Genomic DNA, 18768 nt, shown 5'->3' with positions numbered 1-18768 from the left:
GGCATGACCACCACTCGCAATCGAGAAAGCAGACAGCGATGCGCAGAATACTGATCGTCGGAGCCGGCCAGGCCGGGCTCCAGCTGGCGCTGGGGCTCCAGTCCAACGGCTACGACGTCACCGTGATGACCAATCGCACGGCGGACGAGATCCGCGACGGCCGGGTGATGTCCACCCAGTGCATGTTCGACACCGCGCTCCAGCACGAGCGGGACCTCGGCATCAACTTCTGGGAGCAGGAGGCCCCGCGGATCGAGGGCCTCGGCGTCTCGGTGACCGGCCCCGAGTCGGCCCGGGTGATCGACTGGGTGGGCCGGCTGAACGGCTACGCGCAGTCCGTGGACCAGCGGATCAAGATGTCGGGCTGGCTGGAGACCTTCGCCGAGCGCGGCGGCCAGGTCGTGGTGCACGGCGTCGCCGTCTCCGACCTGGACTACTTCGCCCGGACGTACGACCTGGTGCTGGTCGCGGCCGGCAAGGGCGAGCTGGTCTCGATGTTCGGCCGGGACGCCTCGCGCTCCCCCTACGACACTCCGCAGCGGGCGCTGGCCGTCAGCTACGTGCACGGCCTCGGGCCGCGCCCGGAGCACGACTTCAAGGCGGTGCGCTGCAACCTGGTGCCCGGCGTCGGCGAGCTGTTCATCATGCCGACCCTGACCACCTCGGGCCCCGGTGACATCCTGTTCTGGGAGGGCGTCCCCGGCGGTCCGCTGGACGTCTTCGGCGACGTCAAGGACCCGGCCGAGCACCTGCGGCTCACCCTGGACCTGATGAAGACCTTCACCCCGTGGGAGTACGACCGCACCCGGGCCGGCGTCGAACTCACCGACGCGGGCGGCACGCTGGCCGGCCGGTACGCCCCGGTGGTCCGCAACCCGGTCGGCGAGCTGCCGGGGGGCGGCCTGGTGCTGGGCGTGGCCGACGTGGTGGTCGCCAACGACCCGATCACCGGCCAGGGTTCGAACAACGCGGCGAAGTGTGCGGCGGTCTACCTGGAGGCCATCCTGGAGCACGGGGACAAGGCCTTCGACCGCGACTTCATGCAGGCCGCCTTCGACCGCTACTGGGACGCCGCGCAGCACGTCACCAAGTGGACGAACGCGATGCTCGCCCCGCCGCCGGAGCACGTGCTGAACCTGATCGGCGCGGCCGGCCAGCTGCCGCCGGTGGCGGACCGCTTCGCCAACGGGTTCGACAACGCGGCCGACTTCGAGCACTGGTTCTACGAGCCGGAGAAGGCCGCCGCGTACCTCGGCTCGGTGGCCCCGCAGGGCTGACGGCCCGCCGTACCGGCACCCCGTCGTGGCCCCGGCCCCCGCCCGTGCGCGGGGGCCGGGACCACGACTGTGTCCCGGTCCTGTCCCGTCGTAGGTGCGTGGAGCCGAGGGATTCCGGGACGACTTCACCAGGGACCGCTCCGCCCCCGGCCCGGCCAGGCGGGTAGCCGCCCAGGCGGGTTCCCGCCTTCCGGAGTCGATGCCCTGAGCACTCGTCAGCCTGTACATCATGTGCATGACCCCGATACGACGACGGGTCCCCCTGCTGGCCGGCGCCACCGCGCTGCTGCTCGGCACCGGGATCCTGCTGCCTCCGTCCTCCGCGTACGCCGCGCCGGGTGCCACCGCGCCCACCGCCGCCGCGCCGTCCAGCACCTACGACCTCACCCTGGTCACGGGTGACGTCGTGCACTACACCGACGGCCCCGGCGACCAGGACACGGTGACCGTGGACCGCCCCGAGGGCGCCAGGGGCGGGGTGCACGTCCAGCAGTCCGGCGGCGACATCCACGTACTGCCGGACGAGGCTCAGCCGTTGCTCGCCGCCGGCAAGCTGGACCAGCGGCTGTTCGACATCACCGCGCTGGTGCGGATGGGCTACGACGACGCGCGCTCCGGCGGGATGCCGCTGATCGCCACGTACGGCAAGGCGGCCCTGGCCGCCCGCTCGCTGCCGGCCGCGCCGGCCGGCAGCACCGTGGTGCGGCAGTTGCCGAGCATCGGCGGCGCGGCACTGAAGGCCCCGGCCAAGGAGGCCAGGGCGTTCTGGAACGACCTGACGCCGCAGCCCGCCGCCCGGTCGCTGAACGAGTCCAAGGGCATCGAGAAGCTCTGGCTGGACGGCCGGGTGGAGGCGAGCCTCAAGGAGTCGGTGCCGCAGGTGAACGCGCCGCAGGCGTGGGCGGCCGGCTTCGACGGCACGGGCCGCAAGGTGGCCGTGCTGGACACCGGCGTCGACGGCACCCACCCGGACGTCAAGGACCGGATCGCCGGCGAGCAGAGCTTCGTCCCCGGGCAGGCGGTGACCGACGGGAACGGCCACGGCACCCACGTCGCCTCCACCGTCGCGGGCAGCGGCGCGGCCTCGGCCGGCGCCTACAAGGGGGTCGCGCCCGGTGCGAGCCTGCTGATCGGCAAGGTGCTCTCGGACGAGGGGTCCGGGCAGGACTCCTGGATCATCGCGGGGATGGAGTGGGCCAAGGCGCAGGGCGCCGATGTGGTCAGCATGAGCCTCGGCTCCGCGATTCCCGACGACGGCACCGACCCGATGGCGCAGGCCGTGAACGCGCTGTCGGCGGACGGCGGTCCGCTGTACGTGATCGCGGCCGGCAACGCGTACGGCGCCGGCACGATCGGCTCCCCCGGTTCGGCGTCCGCCGCGCTGACCGTCGCGGCCGTCGACAAGCAGGACGGCCGGGCCGACTTCTCCAGCATGGGCCCGCTGAGCGGCTCGTACGGGCTGAAGCCGGACCTCTCCGCGCCCGGGGTGGACATCACCGCCGCCCGCTCCCAGGCGCTGGCCTCGGGCAGCGGCATGTACCAGACCATGTCCGGCACCTCGATGGCCACGCCGCACGTGGCGGGCGCGGCCGCGATCCTCAAGCAGCGTCACCCGGAGTGGTCCGGGCAGCAGCTCAAGGAGGCTCTGATGAGTTCCTCGAAGGTGCTGGCCGGCTTCACCCCGTACGAGCAGGGCACCGGCCGGCTGGACGTGCTCGCGGCGGTCAACTCGACGGTGGAGGCGACCGGTTCGGTGGAGGCCGCGGTCTACCACTGGCCGACCGCCGGCGCCGCCCCGGCCACCCGGACGGTCACCTACCGCAACACGGGCGCGGCCGCCGTCACCCTCGGCCTGGCGACCGACACCGCCGACACCGCCTACTCCCTCTCGGCGAGGACGGTCACCGTGCCGGCCGGCGGCACCGCGGACGTCACGCTCACCCTGGACCCGGCGGGCGTCCCGAACGACACCACCTTCTCCGGGCAGGTGATCGCCACCGACCCGGCCTCCGGCGCGGTCCTCGCGCACACCGGCTTCGCGCTCCAGAAGGAGCGCGAACTCTACGACTACACGGTGAAGTTGACCGGACGGGACGGCAAGCCGGCGGCCGGCGTCGTGGTGCTCGCCGAGAAGGGCGACCCGAACCTGTCGCCGATCGCCGTGGACGGGCAGCGCACCCTGCGCCTGCCGCCCGGCACCTACGCCACCTGGGCGGCGCTGGACGTCGGCGGCGAGCGGCCCGACTCGCTCGGCCTGGCCGTCCTGATCGACCCCGAGACCGTGCTCACCGGGCCGGCCACCGTCTCGCTGGACGCGAGCAAGGCCCGCAGGGTCAGCGCCGCGGTACCCCAGCGGGCCGAACAGCGCCAGCTGCGTTGGGACTTCGCCCGCACCTTCGGCAACGGCAACGTGCTGCGCGACGCCTACGTGATGCCGCCCGCCTACGACACCCTGTACGCGAGCCCGACCGAGAAGGTCACCGACGGCAGCTTCAGCTACCTGACCCGCTGGCGCCTCGGCGAGCCCGCCGTGGACCTGCGCACGGACGGCAAGGGCGGCCAGGGCCGGTCGGCCGGCCAGGACGACCCCGCGGAGCAGCAGGACGGCCGGGGCCACGGCTCCCAGGGCCCCGAGGCCACCGCGCAGGCCGGTGCCACCGTCACCGACGGCTCGGCCGAACTGCGCGCGGTCTACGCCGGGCAGGGCGCGGCGGCCGACTACGCGGGCCTGGACGTGCGCGGCAAGGCGGTCGTCGTCCGGCGCACCGACACCGTCCCGCCCGCCCAGCGCGCGGCCAACGCCCTTGCGGCGGGGGCGAAGCTGCTCGTCGTCGTCAACGAGGGCCCCGGCCGGCTGATGGAGTACTACGCCGACGACCAGGGCACCGCGACCCCGCTCACCGTGGTCTCGGTGATGCGCGACGCCGGCGCCGCGCTGATCACCGCCGCCCAGCGCGGCCGGTTCGACCTGGACGTCACCCAGCGCAAGGACACCCGCTACCTGTACGACCTGCTCGACCAGCACGACGGCACGATCCCGGACCGCGCGCTCGCCTACACCCCGGACCCGAAGCGCGACCTCGCCAAGGTGGAGGCCACCTACAACGGGTTCCGCACGGTGCCCGGCGGCGGCTACCGCTACGACATCCCGGCCTGGGGCCCGGGCATCGGCTTCGCGGAGAAGGAGACCTACCCGAGCACCCGTACCGAGTGGGTCTCCGAGCAGCACGGCAGCGCCTTCTGGTACGAGGACCACGCGGTCTACAGCCCGGGCTACGAAACCGAGTTGGCCGAGATGCGGGGCGGCAGGGACACCTACCGCCCCGGGCGGACCTACCGCACCGACTGGTTCGGCGGCATCCAGCGCCCGCGCCTGGGCACCGGCTACTGGGGGCCCACCCGCAGCATCTACGACGACATCCAGTTCAACGTCAGCATGTGGACGGACAACGGCGCCGGCCACTCCGGCTCGATGCCCGACGACGAGTACGACACCACCTCCTACGCCCTCTACCGGGGCGACACCCTGGTGAAGTCCGGTGCCGGGCGGGCGGGTTACGGCTGGGAGCAGCCGGCCGAGGAGCAGCCGTACCGGTTGGTCCTGGACTCCCGCCGGGACGCCGGGGTGTGGAAGACCTCGACCAGGACGCACACCGAGTGGGGCTTCCGCTCCGGCCGGATCCCGCAGGACGGGCCGTTCCAGCAGGACATCAGGCTGCTGCAGCTCGACTACGCCGTGGCGACGGACACCGCCGGTGACGTCAAGGCCGGCGGCTCCACCCGGATCGGGCTCTCCGCCGCCACCCAGGAGTGGCTGGACGGCGTGACCAAGGCCTCCTCGGCGACCCTGTCGGTCTCCTTCGACGACGGTGCGACCTGGAGCGCCGCCAAGCTCAAGCGTGACGGCGCGGGCGCCTGGTCGGCCGACGTCAAGCTGCCGAGGACGCCGGGCGGGTTCGTCTCGCTGCGGGCCACCGCCTCGGACGGCAAGGGCGGCTCGGTGAGCCAGGAGATCATCCGGGCGTTCGGCCTGCGCTGACCGCCCGCCGCCGGCACCGGGGGGACGCCGCCCGGTGAACAGGACCGGTGAACAGGACCGGTGAAGAGGCCGGGTGAACACAGCAGGTGAACAGGCCGGGCCGGACCGCGCGATGCGGTCCGGCCCGGCTTCGCCGTACGCACCCATGCCCTGGGTGCGCCCGGCCGGCGGCCCGGCCCCGTCCCTTGAGCCGCGGGGCCGCCGAGTCTGCGGGAGTCGTCCCGGCCCGCCTCAGCCGGCCACGGCGGCGGGCTCGGTGGCGGATCCGGATGCGGAACCGGCGGTGGATGCGGATGCGGATCCGGATGCGGAACCGGCGGTGGATGCGGATCCGGCGGCGGTCCGCCCGGGGGCGCTCCCGGCCTTGGGGGCCGCGCCGCCGCCGCGCAGCGGGGTCTCCTTGACGAAGAGGATCGCGATCAGGGCGACCAGCGCGATCGGCGCGGCGATCAGGAAGACACCGCCGGTGGCGTGCCCGTAGGCGCCCTCGACCACGTGCGCGATGGGTGCGGGCAGGGTACGGACGTCCGGCAGCGAGCCGTCGCCGCCGGCCGAGGTCACACCGATCCCGGCCAGGCCCTCGGCGGTGTAGGTCTTCACGTGGGCGGCGAGCACCGCGCCGAGCGCGGAGACGCCGATGGTGCCGCCGAGCGTCCGGAAGAACGCCACCACCGAGCTGGCCGCGCCCAGTTCGTGCATCGGCACGGTGTTCTGGACGGCCAGGACGAGGTTCTGCATGGTCATCCCGAGGCCGCAGCCGACCAGGAACATGTAGCCGGAGAGCAGCACCAGGGAGGTGTCCACCCGGACGGTCGCCATCAACGCGAACCCGGTGGTCAGCAGGATGCCGCCGGTGACCAGGTAGCGCTTCCAGCGGCCGGAGGAGGTGATCAGCCGGCCGACGATCGTCGAGGAGAGGGTCAGACCGAGGATCATCGGCAGCGACATCAGGCCCGACATCGTCGGCGACTTGCCGCGGCTGATCTGGAAGTACTGGCTGAGGAAGACCGTCGCCCCGAACATCGCCGTGCCGACGGCGAGGCTGGCGACCACCGACAGGCTCACCGTGCGGTTGCGGAACAGGTGCATCGGGATGATCGGCTCGGCGGTGCGCAGCTCCACCAGGACGAAGAGCCCCGCCAGCAGCAGGGCGCCGGCGACCATCACGGCGGTCTGCCAGGAGCCCCAGGCGAAGCTGTCACCGGCCAGCGAGACCCAGACCAGCAGCAGGCTGACCGCCGCGCTGACCAGCACGGCACCCGGGTAGTCCACCTTCACCCTGCGCCGGACCACCGGCAGCTTGAGGGTGCGCTGGAGCACGATCAGGGCGAGCACCGCGAACGGGACGCCGACGTAGAAGCACCAGCGCCAGCCGAGCCAGGAGGTGTCCACCACGACGCCGCCGAGCAGCGGGCCGCCGATGGTGCCGACCGCCATCACCGCGCCGAGGTAGCCGTTGTACTTGCCCCGCTCGCGCGGCGGGATCATGGTCGCCAGGATGACCTGGGCCAGCGCGGTGAGACCGCCGGCCCCGAGGCCCTGCACCACCCGGCAGGCGATCAGCATCCCGGTGTTCTGCGAGAGCCCCGCCAGGGCGGAGCCCGCGATGTAGACCAGCAGCGAGATCTGGATCAGCAGCTTCTTGCTGGTCAGGTCGGCGAGCTTGCCCCAGATCGGGGTGGAGACGGTGGTGGCCAGCAGGGTCGAGGTGACCACCCAGGTGTACGCGGACTGGCTGCCGTGCAGGTCGGAGACGATCCGCGGCAGGGCGTTGGAGACGACGGTGCTGGACAGGATCGCCACGAACAGGCCGAGCAGGAGGCCGGAGAGGGCCTCCATGATCTGCCGGTGCGTCATCGGCGCCCCCGCCTCCGCGGTCCCGGTCACGCCCGAGGGCGACCCGTTGGTTTGCTGGTGCGACACGTCATGACTCCTTGGTCCCGTCACGGTCGGGCGGGTGCTGCGGTTTCGGCGGGCGGCGCGGTTACGGCGGGTACGGCGGGCGGTGCGGGTACGGCGGGCGGTGCGGGCGGTGGGAACCCGTGCGCCAGGTCCCGGTGGAGGCGGTCGAGGAGTCCGGCGAGGGCCCGGAGGTCCGCGCGGTCCCACGCCTCGGTGGAGCACGCCAGCCGGCGGGTGCTCTCCAGGCGGGCCCGGGCGAGCAGGTCGAGGCCGGCCTCGGTGGGGCTGACCAGGCAGGACCGGCCGTCGGCGGGGTTGGGGCGGCGGGTGGCGAGGCCGTCCTGTTCGAGGTGGGCCAACTGGCGGCTGACCGCCGACATGTCGACCTGGAGATGTTCGGCGAGCTCCACCACCCGCAGCTCGCCGTGCCGGCTGAGCACCGCGAGCATCGCCGTCCTCGCTCTGGCCTGGGCCGGCTGGTGCCGGCGCAGCTCCATGACGGCACCGAGGCTGTCCAGGACGGAGGCGAGCACCTGCTCGTCGCGCATCGGACCGCCTCCTTTTGGTTGCCTCAGGCAACCATAGTCCTTAGTTGCCCCAGGCAACCAAACCTGGGGGCAGTGTTCTGCCTCACAGTCGAAGGAGGACCGGACGGCCACCCTGGGCGATGCCATTCCGATCTTGCATATTCATGCGCGAAACTGCTATCAAATGAGCACTACGAATCACACGCTGTGCCGAGCCTTCCAGGAGCGCCCCATGTCGAGCCCGACGCCCTCCCCCGTCTCCCGCACGGCGGTCGAGATCGACACCCAGCCGGACTGCTGGCGCCGCGCCGCGGCCCTCGTCCCGGCCGCCGCCGAAGCCCTGCCGCGCCGGGGCGAGCGGGTGGCCGTCGTCGGCTGCGGTACCTCCTGGTTCATGGCCCAGGCGTACGCGGCACTCCGCGAGCAGGGCGGGCACGGCCTGACCGACGCCTTCGCCGCCTCGGAGTTCCCGCACGGGCGGAGCTACGACCGGGTGGTCGCCCTCACCCGCTCCGGCACCACCACCGAGGTGCTCGACCTGCTCGCGCGGCTCGACCCCTCGATCCCCTCCACCGCCCTCACCGCCGACCCGGCCACCCCGGTGATGAAGCTGGCCGGCGCCACCGTGGTGCTCGACTTCGCCGACGAGGAGTCGGTCGTCCAGACCCGCTTCGCCACCACCGCCCTCGCCCTGCTCCGCGCCCACCTGGAGAGCGAGGACGCGCTGCCCGCCGGCGTCGGCGGCATCGCATCGGCCGCGCGGGACGCCGAGCGCGCCCTGGCGGAGGAGCTCCCCGCCGGTACCGTGACGGCCGGCCAGATCTCCTTCCTCGGCGCCGGCTGGACGTACGGCCTGGCACAGGAGGCCGCGCTGAAGATGCGCGAGGCCGCCGGCTCCTGGACCGAGTCCTACCCCGCGATGGAGTACCGGCACGGCCCGATCGCGATCACCGGCCCCGGCCGCGCGGTCTGGATGCTCGGCACCCTGCCGGCCGGCCTCGCGGACGACATCGCCCGGGTCGGCGGCCTGCTGGTCGCCGGGTCCGGACCGGAGGACGTCGCGCTGGACCCGATGGCCGACCTGGTCCGGGTGCACCGGCTCGCCGTCGCCGCCGCCGAGGCGGCCGGCCGCAACCCCGACCGCCCGCTCAACCTGACCCGCTCGGTGGTCCTCGGCGGCCAGCCCGGCTGAGCCTGCCGGGCCCCGACTGCGGGCCGGGCCGGGGCACACCCATGCCGATCCGACGTCGGGGTGGTGCACCGGCCCCGGGCCGGACCCGCGCGGCCCGCCCGAACCCTGTCGACGCGGGCCGGACCGGGGTCAGCGGTGCGCCACCGGGCGGAGGGCGTCCCCGTCCCGGCGGACCAGGACGGCCGTCGGCGCGCCGGCACCGGCGGCCCCCGCGATCACGGCCCGCCGGCCCCGACCGGCAGGGCGATCTCGTCGAAGCGAGCTGGACGCTGATGTCACCGAGCCCCCGGCAGAAACCTGCCGGGGGCTCCTCGGCGCGGGAGAGCCCGGGAGGGCACGGGACTCCTCCGACACCCCTCCCCCGGCCACAGCAGGCGTGACCGGGACCGGACGTGACCAGGACCGACCGGAGCCGGGCCCGACGCACCACCGCGAGCGCCCGGCAGGCATGGACCGCCGGGCATGGACCGCCGGGCATGGACCGCCGGGCGTGAACCCCCGAACGTGGACCGGCGGGCCTGATCCGCCGGACGGATCAGGCCCGAACGCCGGCCGGCACGCCGCCCGAGCGGACGGCCTCCACCAGGGCGGACAGCTCGGGCACCTCGGCGGCCTCCGCCAAGGCCTCGCGCAGCGCGGTGTCGTTGGTGGGGCGGGCCTCGGCGAGCAGGGCCCGGCCGCTGTCGCTCACCTCGGTGTAGATGCCGCGCCGGTCGGTGGGGCAGAGGTAGCGGGAGAGCAGCCCGCGGTCCTCCAGGCGGGTCACCAGCCGGGTGGTGGCGCTCTGGCTGAGCACGACGGCGTCCGCCACCTGCTTCATCTGCAGGTGCCCGCCGGGGCCGTCGTGCTGCCGGCCGAGCACGTCGAGCAGTGAGAACTCCCTGGCGCTGAGGCCGTGTTCGGCCTGCAGGGCCTTCTCCACCCGGGCCTCGATCCGGCCGTGCAGCAGCGACAGCGCGCACCAGCCCTGGGCGAGGGCGGTGAGTGCGGGGTCCGTGGCGGTCATGTCCGGCTTCCTCCTCCGTGCGGCTCTTCCCCCCGGTCGGCGCGGCTGCTCCCGCGGGTGTCCGCGCGGCTGCGCGCCCGACGAGGTCCGAGCGGTGCGCTCCCCAGGATAGGACACCCGCACAATAGCCCGCGCTTGCAATTATCCCGCGCCTGCAATTATTGTTGGCGCTCGTAAGGCACGGAAGCAAACATCTGGAAGGTGCACCCCATGCCTCTCGCACTACTCGCCCTGGCGATCGGGGCCTTCGGTATCGGGACCACCGAATTCGTGATCATGGGCCTGCTGCCCCAGGTCGCCGGTGACTTCGGCGTCTCCATCCCCACCGCCGGCTGGCTGGTCACCGGTTACGCGCTCGGCGTGCTGATCGGCGCCCCGCTGATGACCGCCCTCGGCACCCGGGTGTCCCGCAAGCGGATGCTGATGCTGCTGATGGGCCTGTTCATCGCCGGCAACCTGCTCTCCGCCGTGGCCCCCGTCTTCGGGGTGATGATCGCCGGGCGGCTGGTCGCCTCGCTCGCCCACGGCGCCTTCTTCGGCATCGGCGCCGTCGTCGCGGCCGACCTGGTCGCCCCCGCCAAGAAGGCCGGCGCGATCGCCCTGATGTTCACCGGCCTCACCGTCGCCAACGTGGTCGGCGTCCCGCTCGGCACCTGGATCGGCCAGGCCGCCGGCTGGCGCACCACCTTCTTCGTGGTGGCCGCGCTCGGCGTGGTCGGCCTGGCCGGCATCGCCCGGCTGGTGCCCGAGATCCCCCGGCCCGAGGGGGTGCGCCTGCGCCACGAGCTGGCCGCCTTCCGCAACGTGCAGGTCCTGCTCGCGATGGGGATGACCGTGCTCGGCTTCGGCGGGGTCTTCGCCGCCATCACCTACATCTCGCCGATGATGACCGAGGTGGCCGGCTTCGCCGACTCCTCCGTCACCTGGCTGCTGGTCCTGTTCGGCCTCGGCATGGTCGGCGGCAACCTGCTCGGCGGCAAGCTCGCCGACCGCGCCCTGATGCCGCTGCTGTACGTCACGCTGGGTTCGCTCGCCCTGGTGCTGGCCCTGTTCACGGTCACCGCCCACAACCGGTTCGCGGCCGCGGTCACCATCACGCTGATCGGCGCGCTCGGCTTCGCCGCCGTCCCCCCGCTGCAGAAGCGGGTGCTCGACCAGGCCGCCGGCGCCCCCACGCTGGCCTCCGCCGTCAACATCGGCGCCTTCAACCTGGGCAACGCGCTGGCCGCCCTGATCGGCGGCATGGTGATCTCGGCCGGCTTCGGCTGGACGGCCCCCAACTGGGTCGGCGCCGCGCTGGCCGCCTCCGCCCTGCTGCTGGCCCTGGTCTCCGGCGCCCTGGAGCGCCGTGGCACCGCCCACCCGGTGGCCGACCACCGCGACCGCACCGCCACCGGGGCCGCACCCGCACTGCACCACTGAGCCGCCCGGCCGTCCGCCCCGCAGCCCACCCCAGCCACCCGCCCCGCCCCGCCCCGCCCGCACACCACCCCGTAGCCACCCGTCCCGGGCGCACGGCACCCCGTCCGTACGCCCATCACACCCGCACGCCGACCACGCGTCCACGCAAGGAACACGAACACCATGAGCACCGCAGCCACCGTCACCCCGCTGACCACCCAGGACGCCGAGGCGCTCGTCGCCGCCGCCCGTACCGCCGCCGAGTCGGCCGGGGTCACGGTCAGCATCACCGTCCTCGACGCCGGCGGCCACCTGCTGGCCTTCCGGCGTGACGACCGGGCCGTCCTGATCTCCGGCGAGACCAGCACCCGCAAGGCCTGGACCGCCCTCCAGCTCGACGCCCCGACCGCCGACCTGGTCGACGCCGTCCAGCCCGGCGGGCTCTTCCACACCCTGCCCACCGCCCTCGACCGGCCGCTGCTCTTCATCGCCGGCGGCGTCCCGCTGCACCGCGACGGCCGGCTGATCGGCGCCCTCGGCGTCGGCGGCGGCGCCCCCGCGCAGGACCACGCCTTCGCCACGACGGCGGCCGCCGCCGTCCTGGACGCGGCATCGGCGCAGCGGGCCTGACGCCCCGTACGACCCTGCCCCCTCGTCCGTCCACCGGGCGAGGGGGCACCGTCGTGCCCGTGGGACGCCCGGGGGAGCCTGCCCGAACCGCGGACCGGGGGTAATCCCCACCCCCCGGACGCCAGTGGCCTCCATGGCCCGTGCGGCCCGTCCTTCCTACCGTTGATCTTGTCAACGACCAGCGGAGAGAGGCACACCATGGCACCCCGGCACGAGCGCCCGAGCACCCCGGCGCCGTACACCCCGCACCCCGCGGTGGAACTGCGGTCGGTGCGGCGCAGCTACGGCCGCGGCGACCGCGCCGTGCACGCCCTGCGCGGCATCGACCTGGCCCTGGCCCGTGGGAGTTTCACCGCCGTGATGGGCCCCTCCGGCTCCGGCAAGAGCACCTTCCTGCAGTGCGCGGCCGGGCTGGACCGGCCCACCTCCGGCGAGGTGCTGCTCGGCGGCGAGGAGATCACCCGGCTCAGCGAGAACCGGCTGACGCAGCTGCGCCGCAGCCGGATCGGCTTCGTCTTCCAGTCCTTCAACCTGCTGCCCTCGCTCACCGTCCAGCAGAACGTGCTGCTCCCGCAGCGCCTCGCCGGTGAGCGCCAGGACCGCGGACGGGCCCGGCAGTTGCTCGCCCAGGTCGGCCTGGCCGAGCAGGCCGGCCGGCGGCCCGGCCAGCTCTCCGGCGGCCAGCAGCAGCGGGTGGCGATCGCCCGGGCGCTGATCACCGGCCCCGAGGTGCTCTTCGCCGACGAGCCGACCGGCGCCCTGGACACCCGCACCGCCGCCGAGGTGCTCACCCTGCTGCGGCAGGCCGTGGACACCATGGGCGCGACGGTGGTGATGGTCACCCACGACCCGCTCGCCGCCTCGCACGCCGACCGGGTGCTGTTCCTGGCCGACGGCGCGCTCGCCGACGAGATCGTCCGCCCCGACCCGCAGCGCGTCGCCGAGCGGATGATCACCCTCACCGCCCGGTCCGCCGGCCGGCGCGCGGAGGCGGCGGCATGACGAACGGCCTCGCCCGCGCCTCGGTGCGCTTCCGGCCCGCCTCCTTCGTCGGCAGCCTGGTCGCGCTGCTGCTCGGCGCCGCGGTCATCACCGCCTGCGGCACCCTGCTGCAGACCGGTCTCACCGCCCACCTGCCACCCGTACGCCACGCCGGTACGCCGGTGGTGGTCGCCGCCGACCAGCAGGCCCGTGTCACCGTCGACCGGGGCGAGGACCGCGAGACCGTCAGCACCGCGTTGCCGGAACGCGCCCGGGTGGAGACCGCGCTCGCCGCGGAGATCGCCGCCCGGCTTGGTGTGGCCGCCGCCGTCCCGGACATCGCCTTCCCCCTCCAGGAGGTGCGCACCGGGCGCCCCGGCCCGGACGCCGCGCTGCCGCCGCTCACCGGCCGGGGGTACGCGGCCACCGCGATCACCGGCGGGGGCGCGGCCGTCCTCACCGAGGGCCGGGCGCCCGGCGCCGGTGAGATCGCCCTGGACGCCGCCACGGCGCGGGCCGCCCGCCTGGCACCCGGGGACCGGCTCACCCTCGCCGCACCGGGTGGCAGCGGCGGCTACCGGATCTCCGGGCTCACCGCCGAAGGGGCCGGCGCAGCCAGTGCCTGGTTCGCGGACGCCGCGGCCGGGGAGCTCTCCGGCCACCCGGGCCGGGCCGACGCCATCGCCGTCCGGCCGCGCGAGGGGGTCGACACCGGGACGCTGGCCGAGCAGGTCCGGCAGGCCGTCGGTGACCGCGCGCGGGTGCTCACCGGCGACGACCGCGCCGAGGTCGAGCAGCCCGGGCTGCTCCAGGCCCGGGAGCTGCTGAGCGGCCTGGGCGGCTCGTTCGGCGGCATCGCCGCGATGACCGCCGTCTTCGTGGTGCTGGGCACCGTCGCCCTGGCCACCGGCCAGCGGGCCCGCGAGTTCGCGCTGCTCCGTGCGATCGGCGCCACCCCGCGGCAGATCCGCCGGACCATCGCCGCCGAGGCGGTGCTGCTCGCCCCCGTCGCCGCCGCCCTCGGCATCCTGCCCGGACTCGCCCTGGCCCGCTGGTGGTTCGGGCAGCTGGTGGAGCGCGGCGCGGTGCCGCGCGGGGTCCGGCTGGACGTCGGCCCGCTGCCGATGGCGGCGGCCGTGCTGATCAGCCTGCTGTCGGCGCTCACCGCCGGGTACGTGGCCGCCCGCCGGCCCTCGAAGCTCAGGCCGAGCCAGGCGCTCGGCGAGGCGGCGGTGGAGCCGTCCCGGCCCGGGGTCGTCCGGACCGGCCTGGGCCTGCTCACCCTGGCGGGCGGCGTCGCCCTGGCCGCGCTGGCCGCCGGCCGGGCCGGGACGGACGCCGCCAACCTGGCACTCGGGGTGGTGATGTGCCTGCTGGCCTCGGTCGCGCTGCTCGGCCCGACGGTGGCCAGGATCGCCGCCACCGTGCTCGGCCTGCCGCTGCGGTCCGGCGGTGCGGGCGCCGCCGGCTCGCTGGCCGCCGACAACACCCGGGCCAACGCCCGCCGGCTGGCCTCCGCGATCACCCCGATCGCGATGGTCACCGCCTTCTGCGGCACCCTGCTGTTCATGCAGAGCACCATCGCGCACGTCTCCGCCGAACACGTCCGGGCCGGGATCGTCGCCGACCACGTGCTCGGCTCCACCGGCGCGGGCCTGCCGCCCGGCACCGCCGCCCGGGCCGCCGAAGTCCCGGGCGTCCGGACCGCACTCGGTGTGCTGCGCACCGGCGCCGTCTACGAGACCGGGGACGCGCTCGCCACCGCGACCGCGCTCGGCGTCTCCGGCGACCCGGCGCGGCTGCCGCAGGTGCTCGATCTCGGCGTCGAGGAGGGCTCGTTGGCCGACCTGGCGAAGGCCCCGGACACCGTCGCGGTCGACGCCACGCTGGCCGGCACCCTGGGCGTCAGGGTCGGCGAGCGGGTGCCGCTCCGGCTGGGTGACGGCACCGAGGTCACCCCGCTCGTCGTCGCGACCTACGAACGCGGCCTGGGGCTCGGTCAGTTGCTGCTGCCCCGGGCGGCGGTCGCGGCACACGTGAGCAGCGCCTTCGACAGTCAGGTCCTGGTCGCGGACGCAGCCGGCGCCGACCGCGCGGCGGTCGCGGCAGGGCTGGCGGCGCTCGACCCCGCGGGGGCGACGGTGACCGACGCGGCCGGCTACCGCGCCCAGGCCGACCGGGACATGGAGATCAGCTCCTGGGCCAACACCGTGATGGCGGGCGTGCTCGGCGGCTTCGCGGCCGTGGCCGCCGCCAACACCCTGGTGATGACGGTCCTCGACCGGCGCCGCGAGGTCGGGCTGCTGCGGCTGGCCGGCACCACCCGCCGCCAGATCCGCGGCATGATGCGCTGGGAGGCGCTGCTGGTGGCGGCCACCGGCCTGCTGGTCGGCGGGGCGATCGCCTGGATCACGCTCGTCCCGATCGCCCGCGGCATCACCGGCGCCGCCCCCCACGTCCCGGCGGGCACCGCCCTGCCGCTGGCGGCCGGTGCGGTGGCCCTCACCCTGGCGGCCACCGGGCTGCCGGCCCGGGCGCTGCTCAGGATCCGGCCGATCGAGGCCGGCGCCGGGCGGCAATGACGGCCCGGCGCAGCCGGGTCGGGCCCGTCCGGCCCGACACCGCCCGGCACCGGCGGTCCCGGTGCGGGCCGCCAGGCCGCCGGGCCGCCGGGCCGCTCAGACCGGCTGGCCGATCGGCCGGATGATGACGTTGTTGACGTCGACGCCGGGCGGCTGCCCGATCGCCCAGACGATCGACGCGGCGATCTGGTCGGCCGTCAGCAGCAGCCCCTCGGGCAGCCCGCCCATCCCGTCCCAGAACGGGGTCTCCACCCGTCCCGGAGCGATCAGGGTGACCCCCACCCCGTCGGCGGTGACCATCCGGCGGGTGTTCTCGGCCAGGCCGGTCACCGCCCACTTGGTGGCCCCGTAGATGTTGCCGGGGGTGTGCACGAAGCCGGCCACGCTGCCGACCAGGACGATCCGCCCCCGGCTCGCCCGGAGTCCGGGCAGCGCGGCCCGGATCAGCAGGGCCGGCCCGAGCACGTTGGTGAGCACCATCTCGCGCCAGCCCGCCGGGTCGCCGTCGGCGAGGGTGTCGTGGGTGGCGACACCGGCGTTGGCGACCACGGCGTCCAGCCGCCCGAAGACCGCCACGGTGGCCGCCACCGCCGCCTCGACGTCGGTGTACTCGGCGGCGTCCCCGGCCAGCGCCAACAGTTCTGCCGGACGGCCCAGTTCGGCCGCGAAGCGCTCCAGCCGGCCCTTGTCGCGCCCGGTGACGGCCACCCGGTGCCCGAGGTCCAGCAGCTGCCGGGCGGTGGCCGCCCCGATACCGCTTCCACCACCGGTGATCAGTGTGACGGGCGAGTCGGTCATCCGTACCCCCTTGAGTCCTGCGGCCACGGCCGGGCGGCGGCTCACGGGCCGCCGTCGGGCGCTCGGGCAGCTGTCGGGCAGCTGTCGGCGTGGCCGCTGTCGTGGCAGGGATTCCACCACTTGGAGTGCTCTCCAAGTCAACAGCAGGCCCACCGGCACCGGCCGTTCGGCAGCGGGCGCCCGGCTGCGACCGGTCCGCCCCGGCCGGCCGGGCCGGCCTCAGGGCCGGCCGAGGAAGTCCGCGATCCGGCGGTTCAGGTCCGGGGCCCCGACGGAGGGGATGCCGTGGTGCGTGAGGCCGTCGAGCACCGCCGTCCGGACGCCCGGGAGCCGGCGCCGGGCCGCCGCCTCGACCCGCCGGCTGTCGTGCGCCCGGCTGCCCCCGGCCAGCAGGACCAGGACCGGCACGGTCGAGGCCCGCAGCCGGTCCGCCGACGGCTGCCGCCCCAGCACCACCCGGGCACGGGGCAGTTCGGCGCCGAGGCCGTACAACTCCAGCCATCGGGCGTCGAGTTCGGCGCCGCCGGTCTCCCAGGCGAGGAACGACCTGGCCCGCCGGGCGGTGGGCCGCAGCAGCATCGGCAGGGCGCGCAGCAGGTAGCCGGGGCGGAACCCGGCGAAGCAGCCGGTGGGATCCAGGAGGACCAGCCGGCGGACCCGCTCCGGTGCGTGCAGGGCGTACCCGAGGGCGATCCAGCCGCCGTAGGAGTGCCCGCAGAGGTCGGTGCGGCCGAGGCCGAGGGCGTCGAGGACGCCGTCCAGCCAGTCGAACAGGTCCTCGGCCGTCCGGACCGGCCGTCCCCCGGCCACGCTGCGGCCGGGCTCGCCGATCCGGTCGACGGCGTACACCCGCCTGGTCCGGCTGAGCTCCGCCACGTTGGCGAACCACACCGTGGCGGTGGCGCCGCCGCCGTGCAGCAGCACCAGCGGCTCGCCGTCCTCGGGGCCGCAGGCGAGCACCCGGGTGGTGCCGTGGGCCGAGCCGAGGTCCAGCCGCTCGACGGGCACCGGCCAGGCGTCGAGGACGGCGTCGTAGGCCGCGAGGAAGCGGGTCGGGCCGTCGGTCATGGAACACCCCCAGAATCAGGTTCCCCAGCGAGTATCTCGCCGGGCGAGATACTATGCCCGTCGAACCCGCTGGGGGAAGCACCCGCGACGGAAGGCGAGAACGTGACGGACGAGGCCGGGCCCGACCTGCGACTGGTGCACCAGCTCCGCGCCATCACCATCGAACTCAACCTGCTCGGGGGCGAGTTCGCGCAGCGCAACAGACTGCACCCGACCGACCTGCGGGCCCTGGTCTGTCTCCTGGACGCCGCCCGGGCGGGCACCCCCGCGACCCCCGGCCTGGTCGGCGCGCAGCTCGGGCTGAACTCGGCAGGCACCACCGCCCTGCTCGACCGGCTGGAGCGGCTCGGCCACGTGCGGCGGGTCCGGGACACCCGCGACCGGCGGCGGGTGCTGCTGGCGGTGGAGGAGCGCGCGGTCGCCCTGGGGCAGGCCTTCTTCGGGCCGCTGATCAGCGGGATCGTCGAAACCGGCCAGGACTTCAGCGAGCCGGAGCTCGCGGCGGTCCGGCGCTTCCTCGGCGCCGTGCAGGGGATCGTGGCCGAGCAGCGCGCGGCCGCACCGGAGCGGCCGCCGGGCACGCCGTCACCCGCGGACCCCACCGCAGGCTGACCCGGCCGGCGCCGGCCGCCAGGCCGGGGCACCGGCGTCCTCGACGGCCGCCGCCTCAGCCTGCCGGCCGCTCCCGCTCCAGCCGGACCAGGGTGTCGATCGCCTCGGCGCGGCGCCCCTCGGCCGTCACGGCGGGCCGGCGCACCTCCTCCGCCAGGACGGTGCGCAGCCCGTGGCCGGCCAGGTCGGCCACGATGTCCGGCGGGCTGTAGAGCACCCCGGCGTCCCGCGGCCCGCCGACGCCCCCGGTCAGGTTGGCGGTGGCGTGGCCGACCACCAGCAGGGTGCCGCCGGGCGCCAGCGCCCGCGCCGCGTGCCCCAGCACCACCCGCCGCTGCTCGGCCGGCAGGTGCAGGTACACCACCAGCACCAACTGGTAGCCGTCCGGCTCGGGTTCATGGCGGAGCGCGTCCGCGTGGACCCACTCCAGCCGCCCGGCCGCCTCGGCCGGCCCGGCGGCGGCCAGGCGGCGGCCGCGTTCCACGGCGACCTCCGAGAAGTCGACGGCCGTCACCCGCCACCCGCGCCCGGCCAGCCAGATGCTGTTGCGCCCCTCCCCCGCCGCGAGGTCCAGCGCCCGCCCGGCGGGCAGCGCGGAGGTCTCGCGGACCACCCACCGGTTGGGCTCGGTGCCCCAGACGAGTTCGGTGGCGCCGTACCGCGCGTCCCAGTCCTGGCTGTCCATCGGGATCCTCCTCGCTCCGCCCGGCGGGCGGCGCCGCGACCCGGCGCCGGCCGGCCCTTCCGGCAGCG

General features: G+C 75.1%; 14 protein-coding genes. 8 read left to right on the top strand and 6 right to left on the bottom strand.

Annotated features, from left to right (window positions below):
- Positions 1-38: 38 nt before the first annotated feature.
- Both IE329_RS09440 and IE329_RS09435 read left to right on the top strand, forming a co-directional pair.
- On the top strand, positions 39-1277 hold the full coding sequence (locus IE329_RS09440; protein WP_190210398.1) for a styrene monooxygenase/indole monooxygenase family protein: 1239 nt from the start codon (positions 39-41) through the stop codon (positions 1275-1277).
- A 235-nt stretch (positions 1278-1512) separates the two neighbouring features.
- A complete protein-coding gene (locus IE329_RS09435) occupies positions 1513-5316 on the top strand; it encodes a S8 family peptidase (protein ID WP_190210397.1) in 3804 nt (1267 codons plus the stop codon).
- Between the two features lie 231 nt (positions 5317-5547).
- On the opposite strand, the gene IE329_RS09430 is transcribed toward IE329_RS09435, so the two are convergent.
- A complete protein-coding gene (locus IE329_RS09430) occupies positions 5548-7173 on the bottom strand; it encodes an MDR family MFS transporter (protein WP_190210493.1) in 1626 nt (541 codons plus the stop codon).
- A gap of 86 nt (positions 7174-7259) precedes the next feature.
- Positions 7260-7766 carry a MarR family winged helix-turn-helix transcriptional regulator gene (locus tag IE329_RS09425; protein ID WP_190210396.1) on the bottom strand — a complete coding sequence of 169 codons (507 nt, stop codon included), beginning with the start codon at positions 7764-7766 and terminating at the stop codon, positions 7260-7262.
- Between the two features lie 211 nt (positions 7767-7977).
- Between IE329_RS09425 and IE329_RS09420 the strand changes: the two genes are divergently transcribed.
- Positions 7978-8937, top strand: a complete 960-nt coding sequence (locus IE329_RS09420; protein ID WP_190210395.1) for an SIS domain-containing protein — start codon at positions 7978-7980, stop codon at positions 8935-8937.
- Between the two features lie 535 nt (positions 8938-9472).
- Here the strand turns inward: IE329_RS09420 and IE329_RS09415 are convergent.
- The gene (locus IE329_RS09415; RefSeq protein WP_190210394.1) at positions 9473-9943 is read right to left on the bottom strand and encodes a MarR family winged helix-turn-helix transcriptional regulator; all 471 of its coding nucleotides are present in this window, start codon (positions 9941-9943) and stop codon (positions 9473-9475) included.
- 210 nt (positions 9944-10153) lie between these two features.
- Between IE329_RS09415 and IE329_RS09410 the strand changes: the two genes are divergently transcribed.
- The 4 genes from IE329_RS09410 (at position 10154) to IE329_RS09395 (ending at position 15537) form a co-directional block, all read left to right on the top strand.
- Positions 10154-11365, top strand: a complete 1212-nt coding sequence (locus tag IE329_RS09410) for an MFS transporter (RefSeq protein WP_190210393.1) — start codon at positions 10154-10156, stop codon at positions 11363-11365.
- Positions 11366-11527: 162 nt separating this feature from the next.
- On the top strand, positions 11528-11974 hold the full coding sequence (locus tag IE329_RS09405) for a GlcG/HbpS family heme-binding protein (protein WP_190210392.1): 447 nt from the start codon (positions 11528-11530) through the stop codon (positions 11972-11974).
- 198 nt (positions 11975-12172) lie between these two features.
- Positions 12173-12976, top strand: a complete 804-nt coding sequence (locus IE329_RS09400; protein WP_190210391.1) for an ABC transporter ATP-binding protein — start codon at positions 12173-12175, stop codon at positions 12974-12976.
- Positions 12973-15537 carry an ABC transporter permease gene (locus IE329_RS09395; RefSeq protein ID WP_190210390.1) on the top strand — a complete coding sequence of 855 codons (2565 nt, stop codon included), beginning with the start codon at positions 12973-12975 and terminating at the stop codon, positions 15535-15537. The genes IE329_RS09400 and IE329_RS09395 overlap by 4 nt, the downstream gene beginning before the upstream one ends.
- A 96-nt stretch (positions 15538-15633) precedes the next feature.
- Here IE329_RS09395 and IE329_RS09390 read toward each other — a convergent pair whose 3' ends face one another.
- The gene (locus tag IE329_RS09390; protein WP_190210389.1) at positions 15634-16335 is read right to left on the bottom strand and encodes an SDR family oxidoreductase; all 702 of its coding nucleotides are present in this window, start codon (positions 16333-16335) and stop codon (positions 15634-15636) included.
- A gap of 219 nt (positions 16336-16554) precedes the next feature.
- Positions 16555-17403 (bottom strand): alpha/beta fold hydrolase, encoded by an 849-nt coding sequence (locus tag IE329_RS09385; protein ID WP_190210388.1) that lies wholly within the window; start codon positions 17401-17403, stop codon positions 16555-16557.
- 102 nt (positions 17404-17505) lie between these two features.
- Here IE329_RS09385 and IE329_RS09380 point away from each other — a divergent pair, with 102 nt between their 5' ends.
- Entirely contained in the window at positions 17506-18015 is a 510-nt protein-coding gene (locus IE329_RS09380) for a MarR family transcriptional regulator (protein ID WP_229927287.1), read from the top strand.
- Between the two features lie 55 nt (positions 18016-18070).
- Here IE329_RS09380 and IE329_RS09375 read toward each other — a convergent pair whose 3' ends face one another.
- Positions 18071-18700 carry a class I SAM-dependent methyltransferase gene (locus tag IE329_RS09375; protein WP_190210387.1) on the bottom strand — a complete coding sequence of 210 codons (630 nt, stop codon included), beginning with the start codon at positions 18698-18700 and terminating at the stop codon, positions 18071-18073.
- Positions 18701-18768 lie beyond the last annotated feature (68 nt).

The sequence above is a fragment of the Kitasatospora indigofera genome (assembly GCF_014655955.1).
GTDB lineage: Bacteria > Actinomycetota > Actinomycetes > Streptomycetales > Streptomycetaceae > Kitasatospora > Kitasatospora indigofera.
Note: the sequence above shows the minus strand (reverse complement) of the source record. Positions and strands in the feature narration are given on the sequence as shown.